A 24,332-nucleotide genomic window follows, 5' to 3' on the forward strand; every position below is an offset into this window, starting at 1 on the left:
CCACTCCCGGCGCGTGAGCCTGCATTATATATCGGAAAGGCGGTTGCAAGCGAGCAAACTGAATCGCGGCGTTGTGGCGCAACGGGTTGGCTGGCGTCCAGTGTTGATTCGGCGGGTTTTGAAACCGGCTGTGACCTTCCTTAGCTACTGGGACGAAGCCAGGGTGCCGGGTTCACCGGTGCGCCGTCGTGGCGCAATTCGACGTAAAGCGCCGGGCGATGAGCCTCCGACCCGGGTTCCCAGGTCGGCATCATCCCGACCGGCTCGCCGGCGACAAGGCTCTGGCCGAGCTTGACGTCGAGGTGGTCGAAGCCGGCCATGACGACGTGATAACCGCCGCCGCAGTCGATAATTAGCAGCAGGCCGTAGCTGCGGAAACTGGCGGCGAACACGACCCGCCCGCCGCACGGGGAAATCACGTGTGCCCCCGGCGGAGCATTGTAGGACACGCCCCTCGCCGGGCCGCCATCGGTTTGTTCGCCCCAGCCTTTCACCACAACGCCGATCACCGGCGGCTGTAGCTGGCCATGCGGGCGGGAGCCCGCGGCAATGGTGCCGGCACCGGTCGGCGTGGCGGCGACCGCTTCACGCTGTTTCGCCGCCCTCGCCGCGGCCAGGTGCTTCTGCCGTTCCGCCCCGGCTGCTTCTTCCCGCGCCTTAGCTGCGTCGGCACGTCGCTGCGCGTCCAACGCGGTCAGCGCGGCGCGCAGCGAATCAGCGCGCGAAGCTGCCTCGGCGGCCAGGCTCGCGGCCTTGTCGGCTTCCGCCTCGGCGGTTGCCTGCGCGGCATGGGCGGCGGCGATCTGTTGATCCAGCGCGTCCGCTTCGCGCTTTTGCGCGGCCTCGGCTTCGGTGAGGCGCGGGGCCTCCTGGCGCAGGGCGTCGGCGTCGGCGTCGGACTCTGCCTGGTCACGGCGTAGCGCCTCGGTTTCGACTTCAAGCTGGCGCGACATGGCCTGCAGCACCAGCACGCCACGCAGCGCCGCGTCGGGCGGCGCCGGCACCGCCAGCAAGGTCTCGGCGGGATAGAGTGAGAGTCTTTCGATTAGCGGCAGCAGCGGTTGGATCGCCTTGGCACGAGCCTCGACCCGTCGCTCCGCGTCGCGCCGCCGCTGTGCCAGGGTATCGATCCGGGTGGCGACGTCGGCGGTCGCGATTTCCGCCTCGCGCAGCCGGGCCGCAGCCGCAACCCGTTGCTGCGCCAGAAGCAGGGCCTCGGCGGCGGCGCTGGAGGCCCGGTCGGCGGCGGCCTTGTGGGCGGCGAGTTGCTCGCTGTTCTGTCGCTCGGCCTCGCTCAGGCTCTGCCGGGTCTCGTCCTCGCGTGGCGAGGCGGCGAGGAGCACCGCCGGCGCCAGGGCGACCACGAACGTCAGCGCGCGGACCAGGGTGCGCACATGGTGCCGGCGTGCCACATTCGGCAAGCGGGTCGCCGCGGGTAATGACACCGTGCTAATGGGCGATCACCATTGGCCCGTCCATCAGCAGCGACTCGGGGGCCGGCCCGGACACGATGACACCGTTGGTCAGCAGGATATCGAGTCGAAACGGGAGGGTGTTGCCATCCGGATGGATGCCCTCGAACAGCAGGTCGTTGGCGATCCCGCTGCAAAGCGTGTTCAGCGGATGATATAGCCCGTGACGGTTGAGCACGTCGTGCACGTCGGGACGCGGGCGCCAGACCGGGGCGTGACGGGCGGTGTCCCCAAGCGTCAGGCGGACCCAGTGGACGTCGGTGTTGCACAGGCACCATCCGCCAACCGAGACCACGATGCCGTCGATAGTGTCGCGCGCCAGCAATTCGACCGACCAGCGCGGTGCCACGCCGCCCAGCGCGGCGTCGGCCCTGGGCCGGCCGGCCGGTGGCGGCGGCTGATGATGGAAGATGCGCAGGGTCGGGCCGGCTGGCTTGGTCAACCAGAGCAGCGTCGATGCCGACGCATCCATGCGGTTCAGCAGGCTGAAGTACGATTGTCCCACGGCGGCGGCGAGGGTGCCGAAGGTGTCGATGAAACTGTCGGGGGCGCCGGCGCCCTGGCAGATTCGCCGCATCGTCTCGGCGCCGGCAGGGTCGGGGTCGAGCGGAATTGCGGTTGCGGTGGCGAAGCCGATTTCGGCGCCGAGATCCTGCAACGCCTCGGTGTCGAACAGATGCTTTACCTCCAGATTGGAAAGGAAACCGGCGTCGCCGCGGTGGATCAGCAGCCGCCGGGTCTGCGCCAGCAGTTCGAGCGCGATCTGCTGGCCGTCGGGCCAGGCGCCGTCGCGGGCATGGCGCTGCACCAGCGCTTCGGCCATCGCCAGGCACATCGCCTGGTAATAGCGTCGGTTCGGCACCACGAACGCCGCTCGGCCGCCTGGCCTGAGCACACGGAAGACCGTGGTCAGGAAGCCGCGGACGTCACCGATGCCGGACAGCAGCCCAGTGCCCATTATGGTGTCGGCCACGGCGTCGCGGAGCGCGTCCTGGGCGCCGTTGAGCGTTGCGTAGCCGATTGGCCGACCGCCGAGGCCATCGATATGGCTCCGACAGGCTTGCAGCATTGCGATATCGCTATCGAGCACCAGCAGGCTGCGGAATTGCTGCGCGGCGACGATGGAATGGGTGGTTTCGCCGCGACCGCAGCCGAACTCGATCATCTCGCCCAGCGACGCCGGCCAGCGATCCCCGGCGGCGGCCTGAATCCGACCTAACAGATCGGCCGCGCCGTCGTCGTGGCGGCGGGAGTCGCCGCGGTAACGGTCGGTGCCGGCGGCCGGTGGCGCACCGGCCGCAAAATCGCCGATCCCATCGACCACCGGAACCGTCCAGTCGCAGAGCGAGCACACCAGCGCATCATCGGAAGCAGCCTGCAGACGGCCCTTGCATCGCGGACAGTGCAGCCGGTCTAACAGGTCCATCACCCCCGAACGGAGCTCGGATTACCTGCCGGTGAAGCGGGGTTTGCGCTTTTCCTTGTAGGCACGAATGCCCTCCTGCAGGTCGTCGGATTGGCGCACCTTGGCGACGGTCTGGCTGATCGCCACCATACGCTCGATCGGGCCGCCCGGCATGACCTCATTGACAAGTCGTTTAAGTGCCGCGATCACCAGCGGTGCGGAGTCGAGCAGTTGTTCCGCCATCCCGAGCGCCGCCGCCTCGTGTTCGCCGTTGGCCACGACGCGGTTGACGAAGCCGACGTCGTAAGCGCGCTGGGCGGTGATCTTGGAGCCCAGCAGCATGATCTCCATCGCCAGATGATGCGGCATGCGGGCGGCCAGCGAGCTGATGCCGCCGGCGGTGGTGCCAAGCTTTGCCTCCGGGTAATAGAACTGGGTGTCCGCGGAGGACACCAGCAGATCGCACATCATCACCATGACGATGCCGCCGCCGACCACCCAGCCGGAGGTGGCGGCGATGATCGGCTTGTCGGTGTGGTATCCGACGTTGGGGATGGCGCGCCACAGTTCCGGCAGGTCGTTGACATCGGCGCCGGAGGAGAACGCCCGGTTACCGCTGGCCGACAGAACGGCGACCCGACGGTCGGGATCGGCGTCGAACTGCTGGAACGCCTGCTGCATCTCGACCGCAACGGCTTGGCTGATGGCGTTCAGGCGTTCGGGGCGGTTGATCCGGATGATGGCGATAGCGCCGCGATGTTCGACGGTGACGGCTGGCATTCCGACGATTCCCCGTTTGCTGTGAGGCGATCATAAGAGATGATGGCTGCGGGGGAAATCGATCGAATTGCTCGATTGGCGCTGGGTGTCGGTTCGGCTGCGTGACGGCGGATCAACAATGCTCGATTTCGTTGACATAGCGACAGGATCGTCGTGAACATTGATACGGTTTTGGGTGCGGGGCCGATGCGCTATGTCCTGTTGATCTTGGCGGTGATCGTGGGCGCCTCGGTCCATGCGCCCTCGGCCTGGGCCTACGATGATATTGTTCTGCCCAGCGTCGCATTCTCCGCGCTCGCGGTGCAGCAGGAAGGCGCGGCCGAAACCAGGGAAACGATTCATTACGCCGACGGCAAACTGCGGATCGATCGCGGCAACGGCTTCAGTTCAACGATTCTGGACCTGACGACGCAGACCCAGTGCCTGTTGATGGTGAATCACACCTATCTGATTACGCCGATGGATGACGAGTTGTATCGTCGCTACTTCGCCCGTTCTCTGAACGCAACGGACGCCCGGAAGCTGGGAACGCAAACCATCGAGGGTCAGGCGACGACGAAATATGCGTTCGGCGACGATGGCGCGCTGAAGGCGGCGGGTTCCTACTGGTTGACCAAAACCGGGGTCATGATTCGGCGCGAATATGACGCGGGGGTGTACGGCCGCAACGTGCACTACCTGGAGCTTATGACGCACCTGGTGTTCCAAGCGCAGCCCAAGGCGCTCTTTATGATCCCAGCTGGTTACAAGTTGGCGAAATAATCGGTTAGCAATCCATGTCGTCGTCGTGCGTCCGCCGCACCAGGATCTCGCGTTTGCCGACATGGTTCGCCACCCCGACGATGCCTTCCTTCTCCATCTGCTCGATCAGCTTGGCAGCCTTGTTGTAGCCGATGTTCAGGTGACGCTGGATGAAAGAGGTGGATGCCTTGCCTTCGCGCGCCACCACCGCGACCGCTTGATCGAACAGGCTCTTGTCACTGTCGCCGGCACCGGCGATGCCCGATAGCAGCGGATCCGCGTCGCCGCCGCCGGACCCCTCCACCGCTTCGGTCACATCGTCCAGATACGCCGGCTCTCCCTGTTCGCGCAGAAAGGCCACTACCTTCTCCACCTCGTCGTCCGACACCAACGGTCCGTGTACTCGGGTGATGCGGCCGCCGCCCTGCATGAACAGCATGTCGCCCATGCCCAGCAATTGTTCCGCCCCCTGCTCGCCGAGGATTGTTCGGCTATCGAACTTGCTGATCACCTGGAAGCTGATCCGGGTCGGGAAATTGGCCTTGATGGTGCCGGTGATCACGTCCACCGACGGCCGCTGAGTCGCCATGATGACGTGGATCCCGGCGGCCCGAGCCATCTGAGCCAGCCGCTGCACCGCCTGCTCGATCTCCTTGCCGGCGACCATCATCAGGTCGGCCATCTCGTCGACCACCACGACGATGAACGGCAGCGGCTCCAGCGTCAGCGGTTGCTCCTCGAAGGTGGGGCGGCCGGTGTCGGGATCGAAACCGGTCTGCACTCGCCGGGTCAGCACTTCGCCCTTGATCCGTGCATCGGCGACCCGTTCGTTGAAGCCGCCGATGTTGCGCACCTGCAGCTGCGACATCGCGCGATACCGCCGCTCCATCTCCCGCACCGTCCATTTCAGCGCCGTCACCGCCTTGGCCGGTTCGGTCACCACCGGCGCCATCAAATGCGGAATGCCCTCGTAGGTCGACAATTCCAGCATTTTCGGGTCGATCAAGATCAGCCGGCACTGGTCGGGCGACATCCGGTACAGCAGCGACAGGATCATCGCGTTGACGCCGACCGATTTGCCCGATCCGGTGGTGCCGGCGATCATCAAATGCGGCATCCGCGACAGATCGGCGACGATTGCCTTGCCGCTGATATCCTTGCCCAACGCCAGCGACAGCCGGCCGGTCGATTTCAGCACCTCGTCGCTGCACAGGATCTCGCTCAGGAACACCGTCTCGCGTTTGCTGTTTGGCACCTCGATGCCGATCACGTTGCGGCCCGGCACGGTGGCGATACGGACCGCGGTGACCGATAGGCTGCGCGCCACGTCGTCGGCCAGGCCGATAACGCGGGCACTGCGGATGCCCGGAGCCGGCACCAGTTCATACAACGTGACCACTGGGCCGGGACGGATCTCGACGATCTCGCCCTGCACCCCGTAGTCCGACAGCACGGTTTCCAGCAATCTGGCATTGGCCTGCAGCGATTCCTCGCTCGGGCCGGTGCTGGCGCGCGGTGGTGGGCTTTTCAGCAGGTCTGGCGAGGGAAATTTCCAACCTGCTTCCTGCAGCTGCAGGCTTTGCTGCTGCGGCCGGCGCGGCGCCACCGATTTTGGCACGCGCACCGGCGGGATACCCAGCGGATTGCTATCTGGCTCGACCACACCGGCCTCCAGCGCCTGCTCAGACAAACCCTGCCGAACCACCGGGCGCGGCCGGCCGGGCAGCTCCGGCGACGGGTCATCGGGTGCCAGTCCGGGACCGCGGTTGACCAGATTGACCAGCCAACCGGAGGCCGACGCCGCGCCGCCGGCGCCGCGCGACAGCGCCCCGACAGCACCGCGGCCGCCGGACACCGAGTAACGCGCGGCGATGCCGGCGGCATGGCCCGCGGTCCGCCACTCCGATCGCGACAACCCCAACGCCAACAGGCCCAGGACAATGGCCAGCGCCGCGCTCAGCAGCCAGATCGATGCGGCGCCGACGATCCCCAGCAAGGCCTGCCCCGCGCCCAATTCGGCGCGGGCCACGATTTGCCCGATCGAGCCGCCGAGGCCAGCCATCACCGGCCAGGCGACGGCGTGCCGCGCCGGTAGCACCGACACCGTCGCCGCCAGCAGCGGCATCGCCGCCAGCAGCGACGCCAGCCGTCCGCTGAAGCTGCCCAGGCCGCGATGCGAGGCGATGCGCCAGCACCAGGTCAGCATCGCAATCCCGGGCAACGCGCCAAAAATGCCGAAGCCTTGCAGCAGCACGTCGGCCAGCACCGCGCCCACCGGTCCTGCCAGATTGCTGACGTGACGACTGGTCGCGGTATCCAGCGACGGATCGCGTGGATCGTAGGTCGCCAGGGCGACCAGGATCGCCAGGCCGAGCACGCCAAGCAGCAGGCCGCCGAACTCGGCGCTGCGCTCTTTCATCAAGGCCCGCACAGCGGGCGAGGCAAATTTGCGGGGTTCCCCAATCGATGAGCGTGCGGACATTCGTTGTGTATCACCTGCTTGCGTCGGCGCTTGAGGTATAGCCGGGAAGCCGCTGATAAATGAAGCACCATCCGGCGAGCATCTCGCGCCGCTTCGCAGAGTGCCGGAAAACCGCGTCGCCGCCGAGGCCACGGCTCTCGCTGCGGTCCAACGCCAGCCCGCGACTCCGGGTCGGCACCGGTCTGGACTCTTTGCAGGCCGACCACGAATACCCCCGGCCAGACGCGCCTGGCCGCCGCCCGCGCTTTGCCCCCGCCCCCACATCCCCTAATCTCCCCCCACCAGGGGGCAACGCATGCGCATCGAGATCATCTGCACCGGCGACGAGGTGCTGACCGGCAAGATCACCAACACCAACTTCTCCTACATGGCGCAGAAGCTGGAGGATGTCGGCCTTTCGGTGCATTGGGGCACCACGGTCGGCGATGACCGCGATTCGCTGCTCACCGCCTTCAAGTTGGCCGCCGGCCGGGCCGACGCGGTGATCGTCAACGGCGGTCTTGGTCCCACCGTCGATGATCTCTCGCAGGAGATCGCCGCCCAGGCCGCCGGCGTCGATCTGGTACTGCACCAGGAATGGCTCGACCGCATGGAATCATTCTTTACCCGCCGCATGCGCACCATGCCGCCAAACAACGTCAAGCAGGCCATGCTGCCGGCGACCGCCGAGATGCTCGACAACCCGGTCGGCACCGCCTGTGGCTTCGCCCTCGACATCGGCGGCGCGCGCTTCTTCTTTACCCCCGGCGTGCCGCGAGAACTGCGGCGCATGCTGGAAGAGCAGGTGATCCCGCGCATCCTGGCTCGCTCCGGCGCGCCGGCGTCAATTCACCTGAAGCGGTTCCATTCCTATGGCCTGGGCGAATCGCACGTCGATCAGTTGCTGACCGGGGTCGAGGCGCTCGACCCCGACGGCGGCGTCAAGCTGGGCTTCCGCGCCCACTACCCGCAGCTTGAAACCAAGCTGACGGTGCGCGGCACCGACATGGATGACGTCCGCCGCAAGCTGGCTCCGATCACCGCCGAGGTGAAACAGCGGCTCGGCAATTTCATCTTCGCCGAGGACGACCAGACGCTGGAAGGCGTCACCCTGGCGGCGCTGACAGCCGAAGGCGCCACCCTGACGCTGGTGGAGACCTTCACCGCCGGCCAGATCGCCGCCCGCATCGCCCACTTGCCGGGCGCGGAGGGGGTGTTCCGCCACGGCAGCGTAACCCGGCATCTGGATGAACTGTTCGGCGTCCCGCTGCCGAACCAACTGGACCAGGTCACCACCGAAGCCGTTGCCGTCGCGGCACGCCAACAGACCGGCGCGTCGCACGCCCTGGCGGTGCTGATCGAACTCGACGACGGCGCCGATCGCATCGACTTCGGCGGCACCATCTGGATCGCCATCGCCACTGCCAGCCGGGTCGCGTTTCGCCGCTCTCGCATCCTCGGCGGGCGCGAATGGGTCCGACTGGGCGCGGTCGAATTGGCACTGGATTGTCTGCGTCGGTTGCTGCATGCGCTGCCCGTCGTCGAGAGGATCGACTTCGAGAAGAGCTGACACCCCACAAGACCCGACATACGGGTCGCCGGAAACGCCCTGAGACCATCATGATCCGCCGCGAGATCGATTCTCCGTACGCCTGGTTCCGCCTGGCGGTATCGGTTCTGCTGTCCGCCATCGGCGGTGCCGGCATGTGGTCCGTGGTGGTTGCGCTGCCCGCCGTTCAGACAGACTTCGGCTTGGATCGCGGGGCGGCCTCCTTGCCATTCACGCTGACCATGATCGGCTTCGGCGTCGGCGGCGTGATCATGGGCAAGCTGGCGGACCGTCGAGGGCTTATTCCGACCCTGATGATCGGCGCTGCCTCGATTGGCGGCGGATTCATCCTGGCGTCGCTGTCGCGCGGGCTGGTGTCGTTCGCCGCCGCCTACCTGTTCATCGGCACGTTCGGCATGGCCGCGACCTTCGTGCCGGTGCTGGCCAGCATTTCGTTCTGGTTTGAACGGCGCCGCGGTATCGCAGTCGCGTTGTGCACCTGCGGCAACTCGCTGGCGGGAACGGTGTGGCCGATCCTGATCGAGCCGATAATACACGCTCACGGCTGGCGCACCGCGCATCTGGTGGTTGGGGTGGTCTGCCTGGTGACCATTCCGCCGCTGGCGCTATTGCTGCGCGGCCGCCCGCCGGCTCTCGCGCCCGGCGGAGCGGCGCCGATCGCTGCCTCGCGAGGGATCGCGTTGCCGCCGGCGGTGCTGCAAGCCCTGCTGATGATCGCCGGCCTGGCCTGCTGCGTGGCAATGTCGATGCCGCAGGTTCATATCGTCGCCTATTGCAGCGACCTGGGTTACGGCGCGGGCCGAGGTGCCCAGATGCTGTCGCTGATGCTGGGCCTGGCCATCGTCAGCCGGATCGCATCGGGCTTCCTCGCCGACTGGCTGGGCGGCGTGCCAACACTGCTGATCAGTTCGCTCGCGCAGATGGTGGGGCTGACGCTGTATCTGATGATGGACGGGCTGACGTCGCTGTATGTCATCTCGGCGCTATTCGGCCTGTTCCAGGGCGGGTTGATTCCCAGTTATCCGATCATCGTGCGGGAAAGCTTCCCGGCCAAGGAGGCCGGCGGACGGGTCGGCCTCGTGCTGATGATGACGCTGGGGGGGATGGCGCTGGGCGGCTGGATGTCCGGGGCGATCTACGATTGGACTGGGTCGTATCAGGCTGCGTTCGCCAACGGCATCGCCTGGAACGCACTGAACTTCCTGATCGCCATGGTCTTGCTGTTCCGGTCCCCGCTTATCGCACCCCGCTCGGCCACAGCACCACCCGCAGGGTCTGCAGCAGAATGACGAAGTCGAACAGGATAGAGAAATTTTTCACATAATAAAGGTCGTAACTCAGCTTCGACCGGGCGTCGTCGACCGAGGCACCATAGGGATAGTTGATCTGCGCCCAGCCGGTCAGGCCGGCCTTCACCAGATGACGCTCATTATATAGGGGGATCTTCTCCGCTAGTTGCTTGACGAACATCGGCCGCTCCGGACGCGGCCCGACGAACGACATGTCGCCGCGCAGGATATTGGCCAACTGCGGCAGCTCGTCGATCCGCATGCGGCGCAGGAAGTTGCCGACGCGGGTGATGCGGTTGTCGCGTTCCTGTGCCCAGACCGCGCCTTGCGCCTCGGCGTTCACCCGCATGGTGCGCAGTTTGAGGATCGAGAACACCCTGCCGTCCGCGGTCACCCGTTCTTGGCGGTACAACAGCGGACCGCGGCCTTCGCAGCGGATCGCCAGCATGCCGGCGCCGATCAACGGCGCGGTCAGCGACAGCACCAGGCAACTCACCGCGAGGTCGAAGCCGCGCTTGAGGAAGCGATCCAGGGCGCCGAAGCTGAAGCCGCCGCCGTAGATCAGCCAGCTCAGTTCCATGCGTTTCAGGTCGACCCGGCGGATCTCTCGCTCGACGAACGTCAGGTACTGGATCACCGGGAAGCCGGCCTTCTTGCATTCCAGCAGCCGGCCAAGGTCCATGCCGCGTCGTTCATCCGGTGCGACGATGATCAGGTCGGCGTCCAGCCGCCCAGCGACGGCGGCGACGTTGAAGTCGGCGGGGCAGAAGATCCGGTCGGAGCGTTCGGCCAGCAGCCGGGGATCGACTTCCTCCTGGTCGTGCTGCACCAGGGCGACGTCGTCGTGCAGGCTGCCGCCCTCGCGTCCCAGCATGTGCAGCAGGTCCCAGGCGCGCCGGCCGACGCCGACGATCAGCAAGCGCCGCCGCAGCACGTGCTGGCGCAGCAGCACGTCGATCACCAGGCGGGACAGGAAGGCGCACAGGGTAAAGCTGACCACGGCGAGGCCGAACAGCATCATCTGGTCGCGGCCACCCGGGTCGGCGGCGTTGGCGATCAGCCGGGATTGCGCCTGGGATGCCAGGATCGTCAGGCCGGCTCCCATGCCGACGACCAGAGGTATGCGGGTCAGCGAACGTCCAGTCTCGAGAATGGCCTCGCGCCGGTATAACCCCATGGCAAACAGTAATAGCAGGTTGAGGGCCGGGTACCCGAGGTCACGACAGTCCCACGGCAAAGTAAATAGCGCCGCGAAGTCTGGCCGACTGATCCAAAGCACCACGGGCCAGGCCGCCAGGATCAATATCAGGTCGAGTCCGAACAAGATGGTCCCAGTGGTGGTTTTTGAGAGCCTGAGCATTTCTGATCTCGATGCTGAACGCGCGTAGCCTGTCACTTCAGAGAGTTCTACAACCAGAACGTGAATAGTAGGAAATGAATTCGCCTATGACGCGGGCGTGTCAGCCGACAATGTTACGGCCGGTGCCATTGTTGCTACACGTCGATGGATTGCAGGATCGCGCAGGGTTTACCGCTCGAAACACGATAATCGTACAAATTAGCCATTGCGGCTTCGGGCAGCGCCGGTTCGTGATTGGACTGGGGATGCCATGAATTGATAGTTTCATTGTGGTTTCGGGCAACGGTCCGTCAGAACTGCATCCAGTATTATAAAGGCTGAGCACTGTGATGAACCGTCTTGATGCGGCCATGGTCGATCGGTTTCGAGCCGATGGATTTTTGCCGTTCGACACCGGACTGCCAGCGGGTGACGTCGCGGCGCTGCGGCGGACTCTGATGGGGCTTCACAGCAAAAAGGTGGGATTCGAGGAAGGCGCGCTGTTCGATGCGATGGGCGTGGATGACGGGTCGGCACCGGCCCGGTTTCCGCAGATCCTGCATCCACGATCGTTCGCACCGGAACTGGTCGGTCATAGTTTTTATCATGTCGCCCGCGCTATCGCCGAGCAGCTTCTGGGCAGCGAGGTGCGGTTCAAGGCTGACATCTCGCTGATGAAGCCGGCGCGGATCGGTGAGGCGACACCCTGGCACCAAGATGAGGCATTCCAGGATCCGCGCTTCGACTACGACGAGGTCAGCTTCTGGCTGGCATTGCAGCCGGTTGATCAGACCAATAGTTGCATGGCCTACCTGCCCGGGTCGCACCATGGGTCGGTGCTGCCGCATGGCTTCCCCGGTGGCGATTCCAGGATCCACGCGCTGGAATGCATCGGCGGGTTTGACATGCGGGACACCGTTGCATGCCCGGTCCCAGCGGGATGGTGCGTGATCCATACCGGACGGACGCTGCACGGCGCCGGGCCTAACCCGTCCGATGGCGACCGGATGGCCTACGTGCTGATCTTCGATCGGGTACCGACACCAACCCGGGCGGCGCGGGAATTTCCCTGGCGCGCGGAACACCGCACCGCTCGGGCGCAACGAGAGATGGCGTGGCGCAGAAATGGCGGGCTCCTGGTGCATCTGTGGCGTCAACGGACACGGATGCGGGTGACCAACGTGCGAACGCTATTGTTCGATATCCGGCGGGCAGCCCGGGCGGTGCGCAACCTTGTGCTGACCGACTAGAGGTTCGATCCCAGAAGCATCCCATGCGGTCGGGTGAATCGACCCAGAAAAATCAAGAGCCAGTGGAGATACCGGACCACCTCCGCCAACTTCCACACTCCTTACGCGAACCCGCCGAACGACCTGCCCGACGTCGACCTCTCGACGTCGACGCCCCCTCGACGTCGACCCCTCGGCGCGCCATTTGTATGGGGTTGAGGAGTTCGCCTTATGTCCCAGACACTGCTCCATCCGCCGCGCGCTTTGTTCATGCCGCAGAAACAGCCGGCGAAGTCGATGACGCGGCCGCTGAAGGTGGTATCGGAATATCAGCCGGCGGGCGACCAGCCGAATGCGATCAGCGAACTGGTGCGCGGTGTCGAAGCCGGCGAACGCGACCAGGTCCTGCTCGGCGTCACCGGGTCGGGCAAGACTTTCACCATGGCCAAGGTGATCGAGGCGGTACAGAAGCCGACCCTGGTGCTGGCGCCGAACAAGACCCTCGCGGCACAGTTGTACGGTGAGATGAAGAGCTTCTTCCCGGATAATGCCGTCGAATACTTCGTCAGCTACTACGATTATTACCAACCCGAGGCGTATGTGCCCCGCACTGACACCTACATAGAAAAAGACGCCCAGATCAACGAACAGATCGACCGGATGCGCCACGCCGCCACCCAGGCCCTGCTGGAGCGCAACGACGTCATCGTGGTCGCCTCGGTGTCCTGCATCTACGGCATCGGCTCGGTCGAGACCTACTCGAAGATGGTGGCGAAGCTGGAGGTGGGTGGCCGGATCGACCGCGACCATCTGGCCAAGGCCCTGGTCGATCTGCAATACCGCCGCAACGACACCGCCTTCACCCGCGGCTGCTTCCGGCTACGCGGTGAGATCGTCGATATCTTCCCCAGCCACCACGAAGATCGTGCCTGGCGAATCGCGCTGTTCGGCGACGAGATCGAATCCGTCCACGAATTCGACCCGCTGACCGGAGAGAAGACCGCCGATCTGGCCGAGGTCACGGTTTACGCCAACAGCCACTATGTCACGCCGCGGCCGACGCTGACCCAGGCGGTCCGCGACATCAAGGTCGAGCTGAAGCAGCGCCTCGCGGAACTTAACGAACAGGGCAAACTGCTGGAGCTGCAGCGCCTGGAACAGCGCACGCAGTGGGATATCGAAATGATGGAGACGACCGGGTCGTGCAAGGGGATCGAGAACTACTCGCGCTATCTGACCGGGCGTGAACCGGGCGATCCGCCCCCGACCTTGTTCGAGTATCTGCCGGAAAACGCCTTTCTGTTCGTGGACGAAAGCCACGTCACGGTGCCGCAGATCGGCGGCATGTACCGCGGCGACTTCAACCGCAAGACGGTGTTGTCCGAGTTCGGTTTTCGGCTGCCGTCGTGCGTCGACAACCGGCCGCTGAAGTTCGAGGAGTGGGAACGTTTCCGGCCATTGTCGGTGTTCGTGTCGGCTACTCCCGGTCCATGGGAGATGGAGCGCACCGCCGGCGTGTTCGCCGAACAGGTGATCCGCCCGACCGGGCTGATCGATCCGGTCACCGAGGTCCGCCCGGTGGAATACCAGGTCGATGACCTGCTGCACGAATGCAAGACGGTGACCGCGGCTGGCGGCCGCATCCTGGTCACCACGCTGACCAAGCGGATGGCCGAGGAGTTGACCGACTACCTGACCGAGCAGTCGATCAAGGTGCGCTACCTGCATTCGGAGGTGGACACGCTGGAGCGGATCGAAATCGTCCGCGATCTGCGGCTGGGCGTGTTCGATGTGCTGGTCGGCATCAATCTGTTGCGCGAGGGCCTGGACATCCCGGAATGCGCGCTGGTGGCGATTCTGGATGCCGACAAGGAGGGCTTCCTGCGCTCGCAGACCTCGCTGATCCAGACCATCGGCCGCGCGGCGCGCAATGTCGATGGCCGGGTGGTGATGTATGCCGACGTGATGACCAACTCCCTGCGCACCGCCATCGAGGAAACCGAGCGGCGGCGCAACAAGCAGCGTGCGTGGAATGAAGCCCACGACATCACGCCGATGTCGATTCGCAGGCACATCGGCAAGGTGCTGGAGAGCGTGTTTGAGCAGGACTACGTCACCGTGGCCCCAGTCAAGGACGCGGCCACCACCGAGTTCGTCGGCAAGGACCTGAAGGCGGCGATGGCTCGACTGGAGAAGGAGATGCGTGCCGCGGCCTCCAACCTCGAGTTTGAGCAGGCGGCGCGGTTCCGCGACGAGATCAAGCGGTTGGAGGCGTTGGACCTGGGCCTGCCGCCGCCGCCGATGCCGAGCGCCCTGATGCGCCCGAGACGGGGCCGGGGGCCGGAACCGATGGGACCGGGAGGCGGGGGTTACGACCCGTCGAAGCGGCGCGGGCACGGCGGGAGGAAGCGGCAAGGGCCGTAGAGCGGGGTGGTCTGGGATGGCTATACAGGAAATCTTTCCCGGTAGGCGTGCGGTGGCACCGCGAGAATGCGCAGGAAACTGCGGCGCATGGTTTCCTCCGAACCGAAGCCACAATCGCGGGCAATGCGCTTTATCGTCAGTCCGGTTTCGCCAAGGGCCTGCCGCGCGGCCTCGACGCGAACTCGTTCGACGGCCCGGGCCGGAGTAGTGCCGGTGATCTGGCGATAATGCCGCACAAAACTACGCTGGCTCATGGCGGCTTGTTCAGCCAAAGCTGGCACCGCCAGATTGCCGCGCAGGTTTCGTTTCATCCAGTCGTGCAGCGGGTCGAATGTCGCGTCCGAACCCGCGAGTTCCAGACCCGCGCTGAATTGGGCCTGACCTCCAGGGCGCTTGACGAACATCACCAGATGACGGGCGACCGCCGCGGCGGCGGCCCGTCCGAGATCGGCTTCCAGCAGAGCGAGCGCCATATCGATCCCCGCGGTGATACCGGCCGAAGTCCAGATCGGGCCATCTTTGACGTAGATCGGATCCCGCTCCACCTGAATCGCTGGAAATTCTGCCGCCAGATCGGCGCAGCGAGACCAATGCGTGGTGGCGCGCCGGCCGTCGAGAAGACCAGTGGCCGCCAGCAGGAATGCGCCGGAACAAACCGATTTAACCCGGCGCGCGACCTTGGCACGCTGCCCCACCCAGTCGACGATTGAGCGATCCCGGTAGGCCGTATCCACGCCCACTCCACCGGCGATGATCAGCGTATCCAGCGGCTGATCCGGGGAGGGCAATGGATCGGCCAACAGCGTCAGTCCGGCCGACGAGATGATCGGCCCTGGAACGGGCGAGACGACCCGGAGTGCATAAGGCGCGGGCTGACCGGCTTGCTCAAGCAGGCGGTTGGCGCTGGCCAAAACCTGGAACGGCCCAGCCACGTCCAACAACTGCACGTCGGGAAAAGCCAGAAATTCCATCCGGCGCGGTGTTGGCTCGATTTGTGGGGCATTTGGCATTTACGCCAGACCGTGCCATGCGATAACCGGGTTGTCCAGAAGCAAGGAGATTCCGGAGTGACCCAATACCGCATTGGCCTGCTGGCCTTTCCGGCGATGACCCAGCTCGACCTGACCGGCCCGCTGCAGGTGTTTGCCAGTCTGCCCGGCGCCACTGTTCATGTGCTGTGGAAGACGCTCGATCCGATCCAGGCCCACGGCGGACTTACGCTCGTCCCCGACACCACATTGACAGCGTGCCCGTTGCTCGACGTGGTCTGTGTCCCGGGTGGATCCGGCGTGATGGATCTGATGGAGGATGAAGTGGTGCTGTCGTTCCTCCGCACCCAGGCTACGACGGCGCGGTTTGTCGGCTCGATCTGCACCGGATCGCTCGTGCTGGGCGCCGCCGGATTGCTGCGCGGCAAGCGGGCCACGACGCATTGGGCATGGACCGACCTGCTGGGTCCGCTGGGGGCGGTCCCCACCAAGGGCCGGGTGGTGCGCGACGGCAAGGTCATGACCGGTGGCGGCGTCACCGCGGGGATCGATTTCGCCTTGACCATGGTGGCCGAGCTCGCCGGCCAGGATATTGCGGAAACCATCCAGTTGGGGATCGAATACGCTCCCGCGCCACCATTCGATGCCGGCAGCCCGGATACGGCGCGGCCGGAACTTGTGCAAGCGGTGCGTGCCCAGATGGCGGCGCTGCGGGTTGAGCGAGAGGAACGCGTCGCCAGGGTCGCGGCTGCGTTGGCATGAGGCGGTGGTGACGGCGTTAACCGGGGACCCCGGTTGCATTTGTTTTTAAGTTGCGCTGCGCGTGCGCAAGGCGGCAGCGAGGGTGCCGTCGTCAAGTACGTCCAGAGCCCCGCCCATCGGGACGCCCTGTCCGACCCTGGTCACGCGAACGCCGGTCGGACGCAGTTGGTCGGTGAGCCAGTGGGCGGTGGCGGCGCCTTCCACTGTCGCGCCCAACGCCAGGATCACCTCGGTCACGTCGCCCTCGGCGATACGGGTCAGCAGGCCGGGGAGTGCGAGGTCCTCCGGCCCGACGCCCGACAACGCCGACAACGTGCCGCCGAGCACGTGATATAATCCGTGGTGCACGCGCGCGCGTTCCAAGGCCCAGAGATCGCCAACCCCCTCGACCACGCAGATGACCGACCGGTCGCGCTGGCGGTCGGCGCAGATCGAGCATGGATCCTGGCTATCGAGGTTGCCGCAATCGGCGCAGGGTCTCACCGCCCGGGCGGCTTCGGCCAGTGCGGCGGCCAGAGGCAGCATGCGGGATTGCGGCTGCTGCAGCATCTTTAGCGCGGCGCGCCGGGCGCTGCGCGGGCCCATGCCCGGCAGCTTTGATAGCAGGCTGATCAGGTGGTCGACTTCGGGGCCCATTTCAGTGGTCAGCGCTCAGCGGCGGGGGACAAAGTAACCCTCTGACCCACCGTCCACTAGAAAGGCAGCTTCATCCCGGGCGGCAGTTGCATTCCGCCGGTTACTTTCTGCATCTCTTCGGCCGAGGCGGCTTCGATCTTGGACTTGGCGTCACGGTGGGCAGCCACGATCAGATCCTGCAGCATCTCGGCATCCGCCGGATCGATGATCTTCGGGTCGATGGTGATCTTGCGCAGGTCGTTCTTGCCATTCAGCGTTACACGCACCAGGCCGGCGCCCGCTTCGCCGGTGCTCTCCATGGCCTCCAGCTTGGTTTGCAATTCCTGCATCTTGGACTGCATCTGCTGCGCCTGCTTCATCATCCCGGCCAGGTTCTTCATAGGTCGATCTCCATCGGGTCGTCGTCGAAATAGGCGGCATCGGGTGGCGCGAAGTCCGCCATGTCGGGCGCATCCGCGGCAGCGGTCGGCAATCCGTAGGCGTCTGCCGTCTTATCATGGACCGTGGCGATGCGCGCGCCCGGAAATGCCGCGAGGATCGCCTGGACCAACGGATGATCGGCGGCGGCGCTCTTGCGAGCGACGTCGGCGGCGCTGCCCTGTGCCGCGATCGTCGGTTCGCCGGCTGCGGTGGACAGCGCAATTGTCCAGCGAGTCGCGGTCAGCTCCGAAAGCAGCGCCGCCAGCCGCGACGCCAGATCGCGCGGTGCCTCGGGCTGGGGGCGCAATTCGATGACCGGCGGAGCGAACCGCACCAGGTGTACCGAGTGCAAAAGGTGGGCGTGCAGCATTGCTTCCTTGCGCTCCCCGACCAGGGCCACGACGTCGCGAAAGGTTCCGAGCCGAGGCCTTGCCGGCGCCGCTTCCGACGTGATCACCGGCGCACCGTTGGCGACGGCGCGGACACCACCGCCACCGCCGGACGGAGGGGATGGGGGCGGCGCCGCGGGCGGTTCGCCGACGCCGAGGCGACGGACCAGGTCGCCCGGTGTCGGCATGTCGGACACATGGCACAGCCGGATCAGCACCATCTCGGCCGCGGCGCGCCGATCGGGGGCGGTTTCAACCTCGGCGACACCCTTCAGCAGCATCTGCCAGGCCCGCGCCAGCACAGGGACGGTCAATCGATCCGCCAGGCCGGCGCCGCGGGTGCGTTCGGCTTCCGACAGTTCGTGGCCTTCGCGCAGGCTGGGGATCGATTTCAGCCGGGTCACGGTGTGCAGCAGTTCCAGCAGGTCCTGCAGCAGGGTCCCCAGATCGACGCCGCGCTCATAGGCCCGGTCGGTGATCGCCAGGGCGGCGGCGGGCTTGCCGCCCATCACGGCGTCCATCACGTCGAACACGGCCTCTCGATCCGCCAGCCCCAGCATGTCGATGACCTGGGCGTCGGTGATGGTTGCCTCGGCCCCCTGATCGATTTGGGCGATCGCCTGGTCCAGGATCGACAAACCGTCTCGTACCGAGCCGTCGGCGGAGCGGGCAATCTGATCCAGCGCAGCGGGCTCGATGGTGACATGTTCGCGTGCGGCGATCTGGCCGAACAGTTGCGCCAGCTCAGCGATTCGCACGCGGCGCAGGTCGAAGCGCTGGCAGCGCGACAGCACGGTGATCGGCACCTTGCGGATTTCGGTGGTCGCGAAGACGAATTTGACGTGCGGCGGCGGTTCTTCCAGCGTCTTCAGCAGGGCGTTGAACGCGTTGCGGCTGAGCATATGAACTTCGTCGATGACGAAGACCTTGGTCCTGGCCTGCATCGGGCGGAACCGCGTGGCCTCGATCACCTCGCGCATGTCGTCGACGCCAGTGCGGCTGGCGGCGTCCATCTCGATCACGTCGGGGTGGCGGTCGGCGAGAATGGCAACGCAATTGGCGCAGACGCCGCACGGATCGGCGGTGGGTCCGCCGTTGCCGTCGGCGCCGACGCAATTCAGCGCGCGGGCGATGATGCGGGCGGTGGTGGTTTTGCCGACGCCGCGCACGCCGGTCAGCATGAAGGCATGCGCGACGCGCCCAACGCCAAAGGCGTTTCGTAGTGTGCGCACCATGGCGTCCTGTCCGATCAGGTCGTCGAACGTGGTCGGACGGTATTTGCGCGCCAGCACGCGGTAGGGGACGGGATGCACCGGTTCGGGGAGCGATACCGGCAAGGCGTCGCCGAACAGGCCGGGCCCATCGGGCGGCGGCGGCGAATCGTCTTGCTCGGCGGGGTCGTGGGGGGAAATGCCGGACATTTCGGGGTTCACCTGACGGCCGGCGTGAGCGGCAAGGGGGCGACAGTGGGAGACCGACAAACGACCCGAGCGGTGACCCGTTGCGGCTGCTTCCTTCCGGACCTGACCGGGTTGGCGAGGCGCCCGTCCACCGCCGATCTCCCGGACCGAGGTTACCACGCTTCAGGGGGGAGGCGGCAAGGTGCTTCGGGTTTTTCGCAGCGGCTGCGACCCGGCCATGCGGCGGAACGCCAACCTCAGGCGGAAAGACCAGCGACTACCGCGCGACTTCCGCTGCCTGCGCCTCACGCGAGTGCGATGCTGGGCGAACAAGGGAAACCACCTGTAGGGTCATGCCCGTGCCGAACCAGGCGAAACCGCACGCATCTCGTTTTCCACCTGCCGATCCGTGGAGCGAGATTCTGGGTGGGTTGCGCGGATGTTAAGCAGGCTGATGAAGAACGCGCCGTAAACGAGTTGGGATGCCAGAATTATAATCGCGGCGGACGGGATCGCAAACCGCATCGTGTCCTGAGGGTGAAGCGAACCGAAGCCGTGCGAACTCCACAAACCGAAGGCGCACAATCCGAGCGCCACGCCGAGTAAGAGAAGCACCAGTCCAGTGAGCAGAGCATTTTCGACGCTGACCCAGCGCACAACACTATCGAACCATGGATCCGGCGGCACAATCCGCTCTCGCTGGCCATAAACCTTCGCGAACACCCAGAACATGACCGATTGGAAGCCAACGACGGCCGCTGTCGAGGTGTAGAGCAGGGTATGGACATCAAGCACGATGCCGCCGACACCAATCGGGCCAGGCAACAGTGCCAGCGACGCCAGCGTCCCCAGCGCAAACGTGGCAAAACCAGGGAACAAGAATAACCATCGCGGGCTGAATAGCAACAAGAAGCGCAGATGCCGCCAGCCGTCGCGCCAAGTTCGCAGATGCGGAGGCCGATTCCGACCGTCCGGTGAAAGTGTCGTTGCAACCTCTGTAATGCGCAGCTTGTCGACGCTGGCCTTGACGATCATCTCGCTGGCAAATTCCATTCCCGCAGCTTGCAAGTCGAGCGCAAGGATTGCCCGACGGTCGAAACCCCGTAATCCGCAGTGAAAATCCCCGCACGGGCTGCGAAAGAACATACGGCCGATCGCCGTCAGGACCGGGTTACCCAAATAGCGATGCACCATCGGCATCGCCCCCTTGGCAATGCCGCCCTTAAAGCGATTGCCCAGCACCAGTTGGAATCCGGCGCGTAGTTTCTCGATGAATAAGTCCAGCCGGGCGAAATCGTAACTGCCATCGCTGTCACCCATGACAACGAAACTGCCGCGGGCAGCCTCTATGCCGCCCTTTAATGCTGAACCGTAACCTCGCGCGCTAATATCAACTACCCGGGCGCCGGCCGAGCGCGCGATGGTCTGCGAGCCATCATTGCTGCCGTTGTCCGCGATCACCACCTCTCCGCGAATGCCGGTTCGTGTGAAGAACGCGTTTGCCTCGGTGATACAATATTCCAGGGTTTCCGCCTCGTTCAAGCAAGGCATGAGGATTGTGAGCTCGCAATCCGGCGTGACGAGAGGCATTTCGCAAACCGCAACATTCATCTTTTGGATCCAAAATCGTGGTGTCTGCGCGAAGTGACGCACTCGCCGGACCTTATAGCTTTATGTTGCCTATTTTCAATAGATAGTTAAACGGTATAGTTGCGATACCGTTTGGCTGTGGTTGAAGTCGGCCCGGCGGGCGGTGTTCAGGCGCGGATACGGGGCATGAGACGATGGTAGTCGATCGAACCAGCAAGCCGATGTGGCGGGTGGCACGCGTTGCGATTGCAGCGGGGCTGCTATTGGTTCTCACCGTTATCCTGCAAAACCACGCGGGAGCGTTCGACGCCGAATTCAGTAACGACGACAGTTCGCACGTCGTTTCGGGCCTGCTGCTGCATGATTATTTAACCCGTGGCCTGTTGGCTTCCGGCGGCCCGGCGTCGCCGATAGGGTTCCTGACCAGCTTCCACAGCCATTACCCTCTGGTCGGGATCGGGCACTGGGGGCCGCTATATTACGCCGTTGAAGCGGGCTGGATGCTCGCGTTCGGAACCACCCGGAGCGCCCTGTTGCTGTTGTCTGCTGTCGTCACTGTTACTGTGCCACGATCACTGGATTCGTCGTGGCACGCAGAAATGGCGACGGTCTTGGCATGGCAGCCGCCACCGCGCTTGTCCTTTCCGGGATCTTCCAGGCGGCCAGCACAACGGTGATGCTGGACAGCGCCATAGCGCTTTGCTGCCTGCTCGCCATGCTCAGCTACGCCGGCTTCGCCGCGCGCGCAGGAGCATCCCGCGGCGCGGCAGGCCATGCAATGGGATTTGGCGTGGTGGCCGCGGCGGCACTGCTGATCAAGGGCAATGCGGCCTGCCTCGCTTTGCTGCCGCCCTGCTTCATACTCATCGGCCGTCGCTTCGATTTGTTGCGCCATGCCAGCTTTTGGCTGCCTCTGCCCATTGTAGCGCTGCTTGCGGGACCCTGGAACTTGCTGACTTACAAGCTTGTCGCACAGGGTTTCCGATACCACTGGGGATTTGACTACAGCGACATAGCCGTGCGGGAAAACGGCGCGTTTCTGGCGGGCGCTTTCGGCCCCATCGTTCTTGCGCTCTGCGTTATGGGATTTCTCGAAACCTGTCTTACCGCTGGGCGAAAGCGTCCGGATACCGGGCATACGAGCGGAGTTGGGCAGGACAATGTTATCGTCGCGGCGGCGGCACTGCTGGCCTCGGTCTGCCTGTTTCAGACCATCGTCCCCGCAGCGATTCAAGATCGCTATCTGGCCCCAATTTTGCCGCCGCTGCTGATTCTAGCGAGCCAGGGATTTACCCGTGTGAGACTGATGCTAAGTCGCGTTCCGCGGCCGCGCTGGCGTCATGCAGTGGGGCTTGTCTTGCTGGGCCTGGTGGTTTCCTCCGCCGCGCCAAGCTTGTGGTCCGCGACGGTTCCGAAGCAGCGGCTCGGCGTGATCCAGGCCGCCTCTGAGATTTGGCGGGAGCGGATTGCGACCAACCCGTCCGTACTAATCGCAACCGATGCCACGACTGAAGGTGCGGCGGTGGCCGAACTGGCGCTGACAGATCCGGCTCGCACCTCTTTGTTCGCGATCCGGGGGTCGCGCCTGTTAGGCGGGGGTGGCTACAACACGAGCGAGTATAAGCCGCGCTACACCACGCCTGAACAGGTGATGGCTGCGATCGATGAATATGCCATTCCGCTGGTACTGCTCCGAACCGCGGCGAAAAACCAATGGCAGCACCTGGACCAGCTGAGCGCCGCACGCCACCTGATGCCCGGGCGCTGGGAACTGTTGTGGCAAGATGCGTCATCGGGTGACCCGATCGAGTTGTATCGTATTCGCGGCAACGATATCCGTCCGGCGGACTTGGACCGGTTGATGGTTCTGAGTGCTCCGCAGACTCTCGCCGCCGACACGAATAAAGCGCCAGCGCAACCGCCGCGGTAGTATCCTCGAACCGCGCGCGGCTTCCTGAAGCAGCGAGCCGAGTCTGTTTTCCAAAACGGCAATTCACTGTCGACCACCCGACGGGACGTCTGACCGGCAATCCGAACGAGACCTAGAGGCATTTGAACCACCCAGCAACCGGCCCAGGATCCATCCGCGACGCTTTCTGCAACGTTATGACAACCGTAACCTTTGACTGCTTGCCGAGTGCCCCCGCCCCCTGCTCCTATCCGCTGAAACGACGGAGACTATCGGGTGACGCAGGACAGCCGCCACATTGTCATCGCCGGCGCCGGCCATGCCGGCGGATCGGCCGCCGCCATGCTGCGCCAGCTTGGCTGGCAAGGGGCGATCACGCTAATCGGCGAGGAGCCGATTCCACCGTATCAGCGTCCGCCGCTGTCGAAAGCCTGGCTGAAGGGCGAGGCGACGGCCGAGAGCCTGGCGCTGCGGCCGGCGGCGTTCTACTCCGACGCGACGATCGGTTTGCGGCTGGCGACGCGGGTGAGTGCGATCGACCGAGCAGCCAAGACGGTGACGCTGTCGGATGGCGGAACGTTGGGGTATGACGTGCTCATCCTGGCGCTTGGGGCGCGGGCGCGGCGGCTGACTCTGCCGGGGGTCCATCTGGATGGCGTGTTGGAGCTGCGTTCCGTGGCGGATGCCGACCGGTTGAAGGCGGCGCTGCATCCGGGCGCTCGGCTGGCGGTGATCGGCGGAGGATATATCGGGCTGGAAGCGGCTGCCTCGGCGCGGTCGCTGGGCGCGGAGGCGATCATCATCGAGCGTGAGAGCCGGTTGCTGGCGCGTGTCGCCTGCCCGATCCTGTCGGAGTTCTTCCAAGGTTTTCACCGCTGTCGGGGCGTGACGGTGGAGCTGGATGCCCAGGTCTCCGCGCTGCAGGGCACGGCGGGGCGGGTCAGCGGCGTGCGGCTGGGCGATGGTCGGCTGATCGATTGCGACGCGGCGTTGATCGGCGTCGGCGCGCTGGCGAACGACGACTTAGCGTGCGCGGCCGGGCTGACGTGCCAAAACGGCATCGCGGTGGACTTGGCGGCGCGGACCGACGATCCGGCGATCTTCGCTATCGGTGACTGCACCAGCCGACCCTTGCCGCTTTACGATCGACTGGGGCGGCTGGAGAGCGTGCCGAACGCGCTGGAGCAGGCCAAGCAGGCGGCGGCGATGATCTGCGGCAAGCCGGCACCGACGCCGGAAGTACCGTGGTTTTGGTCCGATCAGTATGACCTGCGGCTGCAGATCGCCGGCCTGCCGTTCGACTGCACCGAGGTCGCGGTGCGCGGCGATGTCGGGGTCGGCAGGTTCGCGCTGTTTCATCTGACCGCTGACGGCACCGTGCAGGCGGTGGAGGCGGTCAACGCCTCGACTGAATTCATGGGCGGACGCCGGATCATCGCGCGGCGCAAACGGCTGGCTCGCGCGCGGATCGAAGATATGTCAGTATCGATGCAGGAACTGGCGGCCTAACGCGACGCCGGCAGCAGG

The 24,332-nt window shown here is 65.2% G+C and carries 19 protein-coding genes and 1 other RNA gene; 9 read left to right on the top strand and 11 right to left on the bottom strand.

Going from position 1 to position 24,332, the window contains the following annotated elements:
• Nucleotides 1-140: 140 nt before the first annotated feature.
• Genes ACQY4Y_RS07515 through ACQY4Y_RS07525 form a run of 3 tightly spaced genes read right to left on the bottom strand, consistent with a single transcriptional unit; the run spans nucleotide 141 to nucleotide 3,657 of the window.
• A complete protein-coding gene (locus ACQY4Y_RS07515) occupies nucleotides 141-1,412 on the bottom strand; it encodes a murein hydrolase activator EnvC family protein (protein ID WP_428490756.1) in 1,272 nt (423 codons plus the stop codon).
• Nucleotides 1,413-1,449: 37 nt separating this feature from the next.
• Entirely contained in the window at nucleotides 1,450-2,898 is a 1,449-nt protein-coding gene (locus tag ACQY4Y_RS07520) for a methyltransferase (protein ID WP_428489930.1), read from the bottom strand.
• Nucleotides 2,899-2,919: 21 nt separating this feature from the next.
• Nucleotides 2,920-3,657 (bottom strand): enoyl-CoA hydratase/isomerase family protein, encoded by a 738-nt coding sequence (locus tag ACQY4Y_RS07525; protein WP_428489931.1) that lies wholly within the window; start codon nucleotides 3,655-3,657, stop codon nucleotides 2,920-2,922.
• 207 nt (nucleotides 3,658-3,864) lie between these two features.
• On the opposite strand from ACQY4Y_RS07525, the gene ACQY4Y_RS07530 reads away from it, so the two are divergent.
• Nucleotides 3,865-4,419 (top strand): hypothetical protein, encoded by a 555-nt coding sequence (locus tag ACQY4Y_RS07530; protein WP_428489932.1) that lies wholly within the window; start codon nucleotides 3,865-3,867, stop codon nucleotides 4,417-4,419.
• Between the two features lie 4 nt (nucleotides 4,420-4,423).
• Here ACQY4Y_RS07530 and ACQY4Y_RS07535 read toward each other — a convergent pair whose 3' ends face one another.
• Nucleotides 4,424-6,817, bottom strand: a complete 2,394-nt coding sequence (locus tag ACQY4Y_RS07535) for a DNA translocase FtsK (RefSeq protein ID WP_428489933.1) — start codon at nucleotides 6,815-6,817, stop codon at nucleotides 4,424-4,426.
• A gap of 358 nt (nucleotides 6,818-7,175) precedes the next feature.
• Here ACQY4Y_RS07535 and ACQY4Y_RS07540 point away from each other — a divergent pair, with 358 nt between their 5' ends.
• A complete protein-coding gene (locus tag ACQY4Y_RS07540) occupies nucleotides 7,176-8,429 on the top strand; it encodes a CinA family nicotinamide mononucleotide deamidase-related protein (RefSeq protein ID WP_428489934.1) in 1,254 nt (417 codons plus the stop codon).
• 50 nt (nucleotides 8,430-8,479) lie between these two features.
• A complete protein-coding gene (locus ACQY4Y_RS07545; protein WP_428489935.1) occupies nucleotides 8,480-9,718 on the top strand; it encodes an MFS transporter in 1,239 nt (412 codons plus the stop codon).
• Here ACQY4Y_RS07545 and ACQY4Y_RS07550 read toward each other — a convergent pair.
• Entirely contained in the window at nucleotides 9,666-11,078 is a 1,413-nt protein-coding gene (locus ACQY4Y_RS07550) for a TIGR03013 family XrtA/PEP-CTERM system glycosyltransferase (protein ID WP_428489936.1), read from the bottom strand. The two genes, ACQY4Y_RS07545 and ACQY4Y_RS07550, sit on opposite strands and share 53 nt — an antisense overlap.
• Before the next feature lie 329 nt (nucleotides 11,079-11,407).
• Between ACQY4Y_RS07550 and ACQY4Y_RS07555 the strand changes: the two genes are divergently transcribed.
• Together ACQY4Y_RS07555 and uvrB are read left to right on the top strand one after the other, a co-directional pair.
• Nucleotides 11,408-12,307, top strand: a complete 900-nt coding sequence (locus ACQY4Y_RS07555) for a phytanoyl-CoA dioxygenase family protein (protein WP_428489937.1) — start codon at nucleotides 11,408-11,410, stop codon at nucleotides 12,305-12,307.
• A 210-nt stretch (nucleotides 12,308-12,517) separates the two neighbouring features.
• A complete protein-coding gene (gene uvrB, locus ACQY4Y_RS07560; protein WP_428489938.1) occupies nucleotides 12,518-14,710 on the top strand; it encodes an excinuclease ABC subunit UvrB in 2,193 nt (730 codons plus the stop codon).
• Nucleotides 14,711-14,730: 20 nt separating this feature from the next.
• Here uvrB and ACQY4Y_RS07565 read toward each other — a convergent pair whose 3' ends face one another.
• Nucleotides 14,731-15,720 (bottom strand): GlxA family transcriptional regulator, encoded by a 990-nt coding sequence (locus tag ACQY4Y_RS07565; RefSeq protein WP_428489939.1) that lies wholly within the window; start codon nucleotides 15,718-15,720, stop codon nucleotides 14,731-14,733.
• A gap of 57 nt (nucleotides 15,721-15,777) precedes the next feature.
• Here ACQY4Y_RS07565 and ACQY4Y_RS07570 point away from each other — a divergent pair, with 57 nt between their 5' ends.
• Nucleotides 15,778-16,461, top strand: a complete 684-nt coding sequence (locus ACQY4Y_RS07570) for a DJ-1/PfpI family protein (RefSeq protein ID WP_428489940.1) — start codon at nucleotides 15,778-15,780, stop codon at nucleotides 16,459-16,461.
• 45 nt (nucleotides 16,462-16,506) lie between these two features.
• On the opposite strand, the gene recR is transcribed toward ACQY4Y_RS07570, so the two are convergent.
• The 5 genes from recR to ACQY4Y_RS07595 form a co-directional block, all read right to left on the bottom strand.
• Nucleotides 16,507-17,097 carry a recombination mediator RecR gene (gene recR / locus ACQY4Y_RS07575; RefSeq protein WP_428489942.1) on the bottom strand — a complete coding sequence of 197 codons (591 nt, stop codon included), beginning with the start codon at nucleotides 17,095-17,097 and terminating at the stop codon, nucleotides 16,507-16,509.
• Nucleotides 17,098-17,153: 56 nt separating this feature from the next.
• Nucleotides 17,154-17,477, bottom strand: a complete 324-nt coding sequence (locus ACQY4Y_RS07580; RefSeq protein WP_428489943.1) for a YbaB/EbfC family nucleoid-associated protein — start codon at nucleotides 17,475-17,477, stop codon at nucleotides 17,154-17,156.
• A complete protein-coding gene (locus ACQY4Y_RS07585; RefSeq protein ID WP_428489944.1) occupies nucleotides 17,474-19,327 on the bottom strand; it encodes a DNA polymerase III subunit gamma/tau in 1,854 nt (617 codons plus the stop codon). The genes ACQY4Y_RS07580 and ACQY4Y_RS07585 overlap by 4 nt, the downstream gene beginning before the upstream one ends.
• Nucleotides 19,328-19,372: 45 nt before the next feature.
• Nucleotides 19,373-19,469, bottom strand: an RNA gene (gene ffs, locus ACQY4Y_RS07590) — signal recognition particle sRNA small type.
• A gap of 188 nt (nucleotides 19,470-19,657) precedes the next feature.
• A complete protein-coding gene (locus tag ACQY4Y_RS07595) occupies nucleotides 19,658-20,917 on the bottom strand; it encodes a glycosyltransferase family 2 protein (protein ID WP_428489945.1) in 1,260 nt (419 codons plus the stop codon).
• Nucleotides 20,918-21,090: 173 nt separating this feature from the next.
• On the opposite strand from ACQY4Y_RS07595, the gene ACQY4Y_RS07600 reads away from it, so the two are divergent.
• From ACQY4Y_RS07600 to ACQY4Y_RS07610, 3 genes are all read left to right on the top strand, one after another.
• Entirely contained in the window at nucleotides 21,091-21,573 is a 483-nt protein-coding gene (locus ACQY4Y_RS07600; RefSeq protein WP_428489946.1) for a hypothetical protein, read from the top strand.
• Nucleotides 21,513-22,826, top strand: coding sequence for an ArnT family glycosyltransferase (locus tag ACQY4Y_RS07605; protein ID WP_428489947.1), 1,314 nt, complete (start codon nucleotides 21,513-21,515; stop codon nucleotides 22,824-22,826). The genes ACQY4Y_RS07600 and ACQY4Y_RS07605 overlap by 61 nt, the downstream gene beginning before the upstream one ends.
• 255 nt (nucleotides 22,827-23,081) lie before the next feature.
• Complete coding sequence (locus tag ACQY4Y_RS07610; protein ID WP_428489948.1) at nucleotides 23,082-24,314, top strand: NAD(P)/FAD-dependent oxidoreductase; 1,233 nt, start codon at nucleotides 23,082-23,084, stop codon at nucleotides 24,312-24,314.
• The last annotated feature ends 18 nt before the right edge of the window (nucleotides 24,315-24,332 follow it).

Source organism: Rhodopila sp. (genome assembly GCF_965277165.1).
Taxonomy (GTDB): Bacteria; Pseudomonadota; Alphaproteobacteria; order Acetobacterales; family Acetobacteraceae; genus Rhodopila.